Origin of the sequence: Shouchella shacheensis (assembly GCF_001484965.1) — a bacterium.
Classification (GTDB): Bacteria; Bacillota; Bacilli; order Bacillales; family Bacillaceae_D; genus Shouchella; species Shouchella shacheensis.
In genome coordinates this window covers 1-8,217 of record NZ_LLYY01000060.1, presented here as the reverse complement: position 1 = coordinate 8,217, position 8,217 = coordinate 1, and the positions used below count along the sequence as shown (strand labels likewise).

The 8,217-nt window shown below is 47.8% G+C and carries 7 protein-coding genes; 6 read left to right on the top strand and 1 reads right to left on the bottom strand.

The window, feature by feature from the left end:
• Positions 1 to 399: 399 nt before the first annotated feature.
• Positions 400 to 693 (top strand): hypothetical protein, encoded by a 294-nt coding sequence (locus AVZ68_RS19170; RefSeq protein WP_059106184.1) that lies wholly within the window; start codon positions 400 to 402, stop codon positions 691 to 693.
• A gap of 84 nt (positions 694 to 777) precedes the next feature.
• Here AVZ68_RS19170 and AVZ68_RS19165 read toward each other — a convergent pair whose 3' ends face one another.
• A complete protein-coding gene (locus AVZ68_RS19165) occupies positions 778 to 1,725 on the bottom strand; it encodes a YaaC family protein (protein ID WP_180316739.1) in 948 nt (315 codons plus the stop codon).
• A 129-nt stretch (positions 1,726 to 1,854) separates the two neighbouring features.
• On the opposite strand from AVZ68_RS19165, the gene guaB reads away from it, so the two are divergent.
• The 5 genes from guaB to serS all read left to right on the top strand — a co-directional run bounded on the left by guaB (position 1,855) and on the right by serS (position 8,133).
• Entirely contained in the window at positions 1,855 to 3,312 is a 1,458-nt protein-coding gene (guaB, locus tag AVZ68_RS19160; RefSeq protein ID WP_059106182.1) for an IMP dehydrogenase, read from the top strand.
• 114 nt (positions 3,313 to 3,426) lie between these two features.
• Complete coding sequence (locus AVZ68_RS19155; protein ID WP_245628186.1) at positions 3,427 to 4,752, top strand: D-alanyl-D-alanine carboxypeptidase family protein; 1,326 nt, start codon at positions 3,427 to 3,429, stop codon at positions 4,750 to 4,752.
• A gap of 72 nt (positions 4,753 to 4,824) precedes the next feature.
• Complete coding sequence (pdxS, locus tag AVZ68_RS19150; RefSeq protein ID WP_059106181.1) at positions 4,825 to 5,709, top strand: pyridoxal 5'-phosphate synthase lyase subunit PdxS; 885 nt, start codon at positions 4,825 to 4,827, stop codon at positions 5,707 to 5,709.
• A 395-nt stretch (positions 5,710 to 6,104) separates the two neighbouring features.
• A complete protein-coding gene (gene pdxT / locus AVZ68_RS19145) occupies positions 6,105 to 6,692 on the top strand; it encodes a pyridoxal 5'-phosphate synthase glutaminase subunit PdxT (RefSeq protein WP_059106180.1) in 588 nt (195 codons plus the stop codon).
• Between the two features lie 169 nt (positions 6,693 to 6,861).
• On the top strand, positions 6,862 to 8,133 hold the full coding sequence (gene serS, locus AVZ68_RS19140) for a serine--tRNA ligase (RefSeq protein ID WP_059106179.1): 1,272 nt from the start codon (positions 6,862 to 6,864) through the stop codon (positions 8,131 to 8,133).
• Positions 8,134 to 8,217: the final 84 nt, after the last annotated feature.

Below are 8,217 nucleotides of genomic sequence, written 5' to 3'. Positions count from 1 at the left end.
CCGCCGTAGCTAGACAATACCTCACCTTTTTAGGTGGGGTTTTTTGTATTCATAAAAAATGGGAGGAGCTCGAAAAATCAAACTCGTGGAGCACTACAGAAATGCTTCATGTCCTTCTACGAGAAAAGAATAGATGACTAGTCCTCGATCTCTCCCACGCAATGGCCCTAAAAACAAGCAGCAAGACTGTTGTCACTGCGTTACCCCTTCTTCACCCTTAAAAGGTCCCTGAATGGCTATGAACAGTTGCGGTACCTGTTTAGCAGGACCCTACCACAAAAAACGGCGAGCCCCCACTTTCCATGTATAAAAGCGACACAGTTCGGCAAAGGTAGGGGTGGTAACGTCCTAACAATCAGCTCGGGTTGGTTAACAGTAAATATGTAGGAGGCTTTTGCTATGTCAGAACTGCAAAGAGAGCAGATTCAGCAAGCGATACAGAACGTTGGGGAGGCTTATCAGCTTGCGCAAGCAAGTGGGAACCCACAACAGATGCGGAACGCCGCGGAACAGCTACGGCGAGTTCAGCAACAAGTACAACAAGTGAAACAGCAAGAAGATGCGCAAGTTTTTGCTCAGCAACAGCAAGCATTAACTCAGGTCCGACAGCAGTTTCAGCAAGCACAGGCTCATGCTCCGCCCGCAACGAACGTGAACACCGACCTACAACATACGACAAACGAATATCAATAGCCCTCCAGATGTATAGAGGGCTATTTTTTTGCCTATAAGTTCGTTGCGTTGCTGGTGGATAGTTAGCTCTCTTGTGCTCATCCTTCATTTTGGGTTCGACAAAAACGCCTCGAAGAGCTGATGCAGGCGAGTATGAGCGAGCGCTAAATAGCTTTTGATCAACGGCAAGTCGTGAGAGTCGAATGTGTGAAGCAGCTCTCCCCACCATTCCGCTTCATAGCGACAGATCATACTCAAGTTATATAAAAGCAAGTAATGAACAGCAAGCTCTGGCAAGAACCCTGCGTCTTTTTTCAATACATGGAGATGAGGCAACCCTGTCTGATCGTAAAGCAAGGGAGACGGCTCTGTAGGTGGGATCTTGCCGTTTTTTAGGGGGAGACGAATCGAATTTTCACCCTCAATGATGGGGCGGTCCGTATCCAACCAAGACCCTCCATGCTCATGGATATACTGTTCGAAGCGGTTGGAGGTCATATGGTAGGAATCGAGGATGCACGTTGAGAAGAGAAAATGGTCTCTCTGTATTCGCCCCTGCAAGAAGACCTCTTCTTTTCTAAGCAAGGTGAACATATTCCCAAGATCGGGCAACTGCTTTAACAGAAAGAGCATCGAGTATTTTTCTCGTTCCTGATGTTTCACATGGAACATGTTGGTGAGCATGTGAGCATACAATCCATTCCGCTGAACTTTCACTTCGTCTTGTAAGAAGGAATAGCCTTGCTTTTTTCGCTTACGTGTACTCACGCCGTGAGCGAGGACAGAAGAAGTTTCCGGATAAAGAGGATCCACAATCAATAAACAGCCTTTCAGCATCTGGCTGAGACCATAAAAGAGAAGAATCGGCTGCAACTCAATAGGCGATCTTAGAGTCTGTTCAAGATAAAGCTTTCCATGTTGCAAGTGGTAAATAAATGGGTAACAGTTTCGGTAACTCTTGGAACTGGCATTGGAGGTTTGCTGACGTTCATAATGATTGAAAAGATAGGAACGTGTAAACGTTGCGGATTCAAATGGAAGCAAGTAATTCATCATTTCCTCCCTAAAGCATACACTTTGTATTCTGAAAAGTACTACTTAAAAGCCTTTCTTGACAGTAGTTTGCCCAATTGATACGCTACTAATAATATTTTCAGCTAAGCTTTGAGGGGGCTATAAAACGTGTGGGAATCAAAGTTTCAAAAAGAAGGTCTTACCTTTGACGATGTATTGTTGGTACCAGCCAAATCAGAGGTATTGCCACGAGATGTGTCCGTTGCTACAAAGCTAAGCGAGAACGTAAAGCTCAACATACCGATTATTAGTGCTGGAATGGATACCGTCACGGAATCGGAAATGGCGATTGCCATTGCTCGTGAAGGTGGTCTTGGTGTCATTCATAAGAACATGTCGATTGAAGAACAGGCGGAGCAGATTGATAAAGTGAAGCGCTCGGAAAGCGGCGTCATTACCGATCCCTTTTTCCTAACACCTGATCGTCAAGTATTTGATGCTGAACACTTGATGGGAAAATACCGGATCTCCGGAGTACCGATTGTCGATGAGGCCCAGAAGCTTGTGGGCATCTTAACAAACCGAGATTTACGTTTTATTGAGGATTACTCCATCATGATTGATGATGTTATGACCAAGCAGAATCTTGTCACCGCACCTGTCGGGACAACCCTTGAAGAAGCCGAAAAAATACTGCAGGAGCACAAGATTGAAAAGCTGCCTCTTGTTGATGATGGAGGCACGCTAAAAGGCCTTATTACCATTAAGGATATTGAAAAAGTGATTGAGTTCCCGAATTCTGCTAAAGATGCTCAGGGACGATTGGTTGTCGCGGCAGCGATTGGTGTATCTGCTGATGTGGATGTTCGTATTGCTGCGGTTGTGAATGCGGGTGTGGATGCGATCGTCATTGATACGGCACACGGACATTCTAAAGGCGTTCTTGAAAAAATCAGCGAGGTTCGCGCGGAGTATCCGGAGTTAACCATTATAGCTGGCAATGTAGCGACGGCTGAAGGCACACGCGACCTTATTGAAGCCGGCGTCAGCGTTGTGAAAGTTGGCATTGGTCCAGGGTCTATTTGTACCACCCGTGTAGTCGCAGGTATTGGTGTTCCTCAGGTTACAGCTGTTTACGACTGCGCCACCGAAGCAAGGAAGCACGGCGTCCCGATCATCGCTGATGGCGGAATTAAGTATTCTGGGGATATTGTGAAAGCATTAGCTGCAGGTGGCCATGGCGTTATGCTTGGAAGTTTACTTGCTGGGGTGAGCGAAAGCCCTGGTGAGACAGAGATCTACCAGGGACGTCAGTTCAAAGTTTACCGCGGCATGGGCTCACTTGGAGCGATGGAAAAGGGAAGCAAGGATCGTTATTTCCAGGAAAATAATCAGAAGCTTGTTCCTGAGGGCATCGAAGGCCGTACAGCCTATAAAGGACCGCTCCGCGACACGATTCATCAGCTGTTAGGTGGGATTCGTGCCGGTATGGGGTATTGTGGCACCAAAACGCTTGAGGATTTGCAAGAAAACGGTCAGTTTATTCGGATTACAAATGCTGGGCTTCGAGAAAGCCATCCGCATGATGTACAAATTACAAAAGAAGCGCCAAATTACTCATTGTAACGGGGATATTTGACGAAAATATGAAAATAGATAGGGGGCCTTTCTCTATCTATTTTTTTGTGTATGAGCATGGTAAAATAGCAAATGTGCGTTAAATATGTGGAGGTGGAAGAAGTGAAAAAGCCGGCATGGAAAAAAATGTCGTTCTCATTTTTCGCAAGCCTGCTGGCAGTGACTGCTCTGATGGCACCGCAAGCGGCAGGCGCTGAATCTTTAGAAATAGACGGGTCAGCAGCGATCTTAGTAGATGCAAACAGCGGACAAATTTTGTTTGAAGATAATATTGATGAACAATTAGCGATTGCTAGTATGACAAAAATGATGACCGAATATCTTGTTTTAGAGGCGGTTGAAACAGGAGAAATTGCTTGGGACGATGAGGTAGAAATTAACGATCACGTTCGCAGTTTGTCTTTGCAAAGAGATTTGTCCAACGTACCTCTTAGACAGGACTACACATACACCGTTGAGGACTTATATGATTCGCTGGCGATCTACTCAGCGAACGCTTCGACCATGGCTTTAGCTGAGCATATTTCTGGATCGGAAACGGCATTTGTTGAGCGTATGAATGAGAAAGCAGGTGAGCTTGGACTCGATCAGTATGAATTCATTAACTCCAGTGGATTAAACAATAGCAGCTTAGCAGGGGAACATCCAGAAGGAACTGGTGAGGATGCGGAAACGACCTTGTCTGCACGTTCCGTCGCTCAGCTTGCCAGCCATTTGCTCAGCGATTACCCTGAAGTGTTAGAGACAGCTAGCGTAACGGAAAAAACGTTTGAAGCTGGTCCCGGAGAGTACATTGAGATGACAAACTGGAACTCGATGTTGCCGGGGATGGAGGAAGGCTTAGCCTACGAAGGTGTGGACGGTTTAAAAACTGGCTTCACGAACGCTGCCGGCAACAGTTTTACCTCGACAGCGGAACGTGACGGCATGAGACTGATTACAGTGGTGATGGGAACTGAACTGCGAGAAGATCGATTTAACGAAACGGCAAAACTTCTTGACTTTGGATTTGATGAGTTCACGCAGCAAACCATTATCGAAGAAGGTACGACTCCTGACGAAAATGGGGTGCTCCCTGTTTCTGACGGAGTAGAGAAAGAAGTCAGTATTGCCTCGGGTAGCGCGTTGACAACCCTTTTACAAAATGGGGAAGAAGAGGGCTACACCGTTGACGTTCAGCTCGATGAAGATAAGGTCAATGAAGAAGGAGAGCTTCTCGCTCCGCTTGAAGCCGGAGAAAGTGTAGGAACGTTATCTGTTTCCTTCGATGAAGAAGTGGACTATCTCTTTGGAACAAATGAGAGTGGCGTTGATCTTGTTGTCGAGGAAGAAGTAGAAAAAGCCGGCTGGTTCCGCTCGGCAATGCGCGGTATTGGTGACTTTTTCTCTGGCATTTGGACAAGCGTGGCTGGCACGATTACCGGATGAGTTGGAAATTGGAATTTTAACTTCTGCGCTAAATGAGGTATACTATAAGTAGAAAACTGAGGGGGAGAGAACATGAGTCAAACAGGTACAGACCGTGTTAAACGGGGGATGGCAGAAATGCAAAAGGGCGGCGTCATCATGGACGTCGTCAATGCAGAACAAGCGAAAATAGCCGAGGAGGCAGGCGCCGTTGCCGTCATGGCACTGGAGCGTGTTCCTTCTGATATAAGAGCTGCAGGTGGCGTTGCGCGTATGGCTGATCCCACCATTGTTGAAGAAGTCATGAATGCGGTGTCTGTTCCAGTGATGGCCAAAGGGCGCATTGGTCATATCGTGGAAGCACGTGTGCTTGAAGCGATGGGTGTTGACTACATCGACGAGAGTGAAGTACTAACACCAGCAGACGAGGTTTATCATTTAAATAAACGTGACTTCACCGTTCCGTTTGTTTGCGGAGCACGTGACCTAGGCGAAGCAGGACGCCGTATTGGCGAAGGGGCTTCCATGATTCGCACCAAGGGCGAGCCGGGCACAGGAAACATTGTGGAGGCTGTTCGCCATATGCGTCAAATGCAGGCGCAAATCAAACAAGTCGTTGGCATGTCCACCGATGAGCTAATGACCGAAGCGAAGAATTTAGGGGCGCCGTATGAGCTTCTACTTGAAATTAAAGAAACAGGCAAGCTCCCTGTCGTCAACTTTGCAGCAGGCGGCGTGGCGACACCAGCCGACGCTGCACTGATGATGCAGCTAGGCGCAGATGGCGTCTTTGTCGGCTCAGGGATCTTTAAATCGGACAACCCTGAGAAATTTGCTCGCGCTATTGTAGAAGCCACTACCCACTACACAGACTATGCCCTCATCGCGGAGCTATCGAAAAACCTAGGCACTGCGATGAAAGGCCTGGAAATCTCCACCCTTGCAGCCGAAGAACGCATGCAAGAACGAGGATGGTAACAAGAAAGGCGGAGGCGGGTCGAACAGAAGCGAGGATTTTGGAAGGCCTGACAAAAGAAATCCCGATTTTAGGATTTCGTTGTCAGGCCTGAAAAATCCCGAGCTTCTACCCGCCGCAGCTAGATCAAAAGAAAGGCGGAGGGGGCTTGGTCAGAAGCGAGAATTTTGGAGACCTGACAAAAGAAATCCCTGTCTTGGATTTCGTTGTCAGGGCGAAAAATCTCGAAGCTTCTAGCCCCCCGCAGCTGGATCAAAAGAAAGGCGGAGGGGGCTTGGTCAGAAGCGAGAAGGCCTATGTCTCCAGGTGAAAGAGTATACAGAACGACCTGCGGGCAAGACGTTACGTCTTGTCCGCTTCATCCATTCATAGGATAACGAAAGGAAGGAGAGATTGTATGAAAATCGGCGTATTGGCTCTACAGGGAGCTGTGAGAGAGCATATCCGCATGCTTGAGGAGAACGGAGCAGAAGCGTGTGCAGTGAAGCATATTCACGACCTTGAATCCCTTGACGGACTTGTTCTGCCTGGCGGGGAATCCACGACGATGAGAAAGCTTATTGACAAGTATGGCTTTTTTGACGCGCTGCAGCGATTTGGTGAAAGCGGGAAGCCTATTTTTGGAACGTGTGCAGGGTTGATCTTGATGGCTAAGAGACTCGCCAATCAGGAAGCCGGGCATCTAAGCTTCATTGACATGACCGTGCAGCGAAATGCGTTCGGCAGACAAAGAGAAAGCTTTGAAGCCAACCTCGCTGTAGAAGGGATTGCAGAAGATTTGCGTGCCGTCTTCATACGCGCGCCGCTCGTACTTGAAGTAGACTCAGACGTCAGTGTTCTGAGCACCTATAACGATGAAATGGTTGCGGTTAGGCAGGGACATTATTTAGCCTGCTCCTTTCACCCAGAACTTACCGATGATAGCCGTCTGCATCGGTATTTTGTAGAGATGGTGGAAGAAGCAATGAGAGCAACGGCTATCTAGGCAAGGACAAAGCAAGAGTTTTGCTACGCTATGTAGTAAGACTCTTTTTTTTAGATTCTGTTCGACCGGCCTCCGCTTTTCCGTTTTTCATTTGCTCATGTTCCCTTCTTGTTTTTGTTTCTACGCAAAACTTTGGTAAACTAAGAGAGATGAACGAGGAGGTCGTACTATGTTAGACGTCAAAAGGCTACGTAATGACTTTGAGCAAGTGAAACAAAGGCTTGAGAGAAGAGGAGGCGGTGTTCCAGGATTGGATCGCTTTGCGGAGCTCGATGCGTCCCGTCGAACGATGATTCAGGAAGTCGAGGAGTTGAAAAGCCACCGCAATCATGTTTCTGGAGAGGTCGCTCGTCTCAAACGAGAAAAGCAAGATGCCGGTGAACTGATCACTGAAATGAAGCAAGTGTCGGAACGCATAAAACAACAGGATGAACCGTTAAAAGAAGTGGAAGAGGAGCTTGAGGCACTGTTGCTTACGATTCCTAACATTCCACATGAAGACGTTCCGTACGGCGAGTCTGAAAATGACAATCGCGAGGAACGCACGTGGGGGGACATTCCAACTTTTAGCTTCGAAGCAAAGCCACACTGGGAAATTGGCACAGGACTTGGGATTCTGGACTTTGAACGCGCCGCAAAGGTGACGGGAAGCCGCTTTACTGTGTACAAGGGGCTAGGCGCCCGCCTGGAGAGAGCACTTATTAATCTCATGATGGATATGCATGCTACCGAACACGGCTATGAGGAAGTACTGCCGCCGTATCTCGTTAATCGTACAAGCATGATTGGGACAGGTCAGCTCCCGAAGTTTGAGGAAGATTCCTTTAAAATTCGGGAAGAGGACTATTTCTTGATTCCGACAGCTGAAGTGCCTGTCACTAATTTGCATCGCGATGAAATTTTGGACGAGGCTGACCTACCCATTGCGTATAACGCTTATAGCACAAATTTCCGTTCCGAGGCAGGTTCAGCAGGCCGTGACACGCGTGGACTCATTCGCCAGCATCAGTTTAACAAAGTCGAGATGGTGCGCTTTTCAAAGCCAGAGGACTCCTTTGAACAGTTAGAACAGATGACAAGTCATGCGGAGAATGTACTAAAACGTTTAGAATTGCCGTACCGCGTCGTTACTCTTTGTACTGCGGACCTTGGCTTTACGGCAACAAAAACCTATGATTTGGAAGTATGGATCCCTAGTGCTGATACCTATCGCGAAATTTCTTCTTGCTCCAACGTCGGCGATTTCCAAGCACGCCGCGCCAATATTAAGTTTCGCCGCGAGGGAGGCAAGCCAGAGTTTGTTCACACGCTCAACGGTTCTGGCCTTGCCGTCGGCCGTACAGTGGCAGCCATTATCGAAAACTACCAGCAAGAAGATGGCTCCATCGTTGTACCGGAGGCACTTCGCGGGTATATGGGCAATGTGGAGGTCATACGCTAAAAGGGGTTGCAGCTACGAGAAATCGAAGCTGCAGCTTTTTTAATGGTTTAGAAAACCCCCGGCTATGCCGGGGGTTCAAAAGAG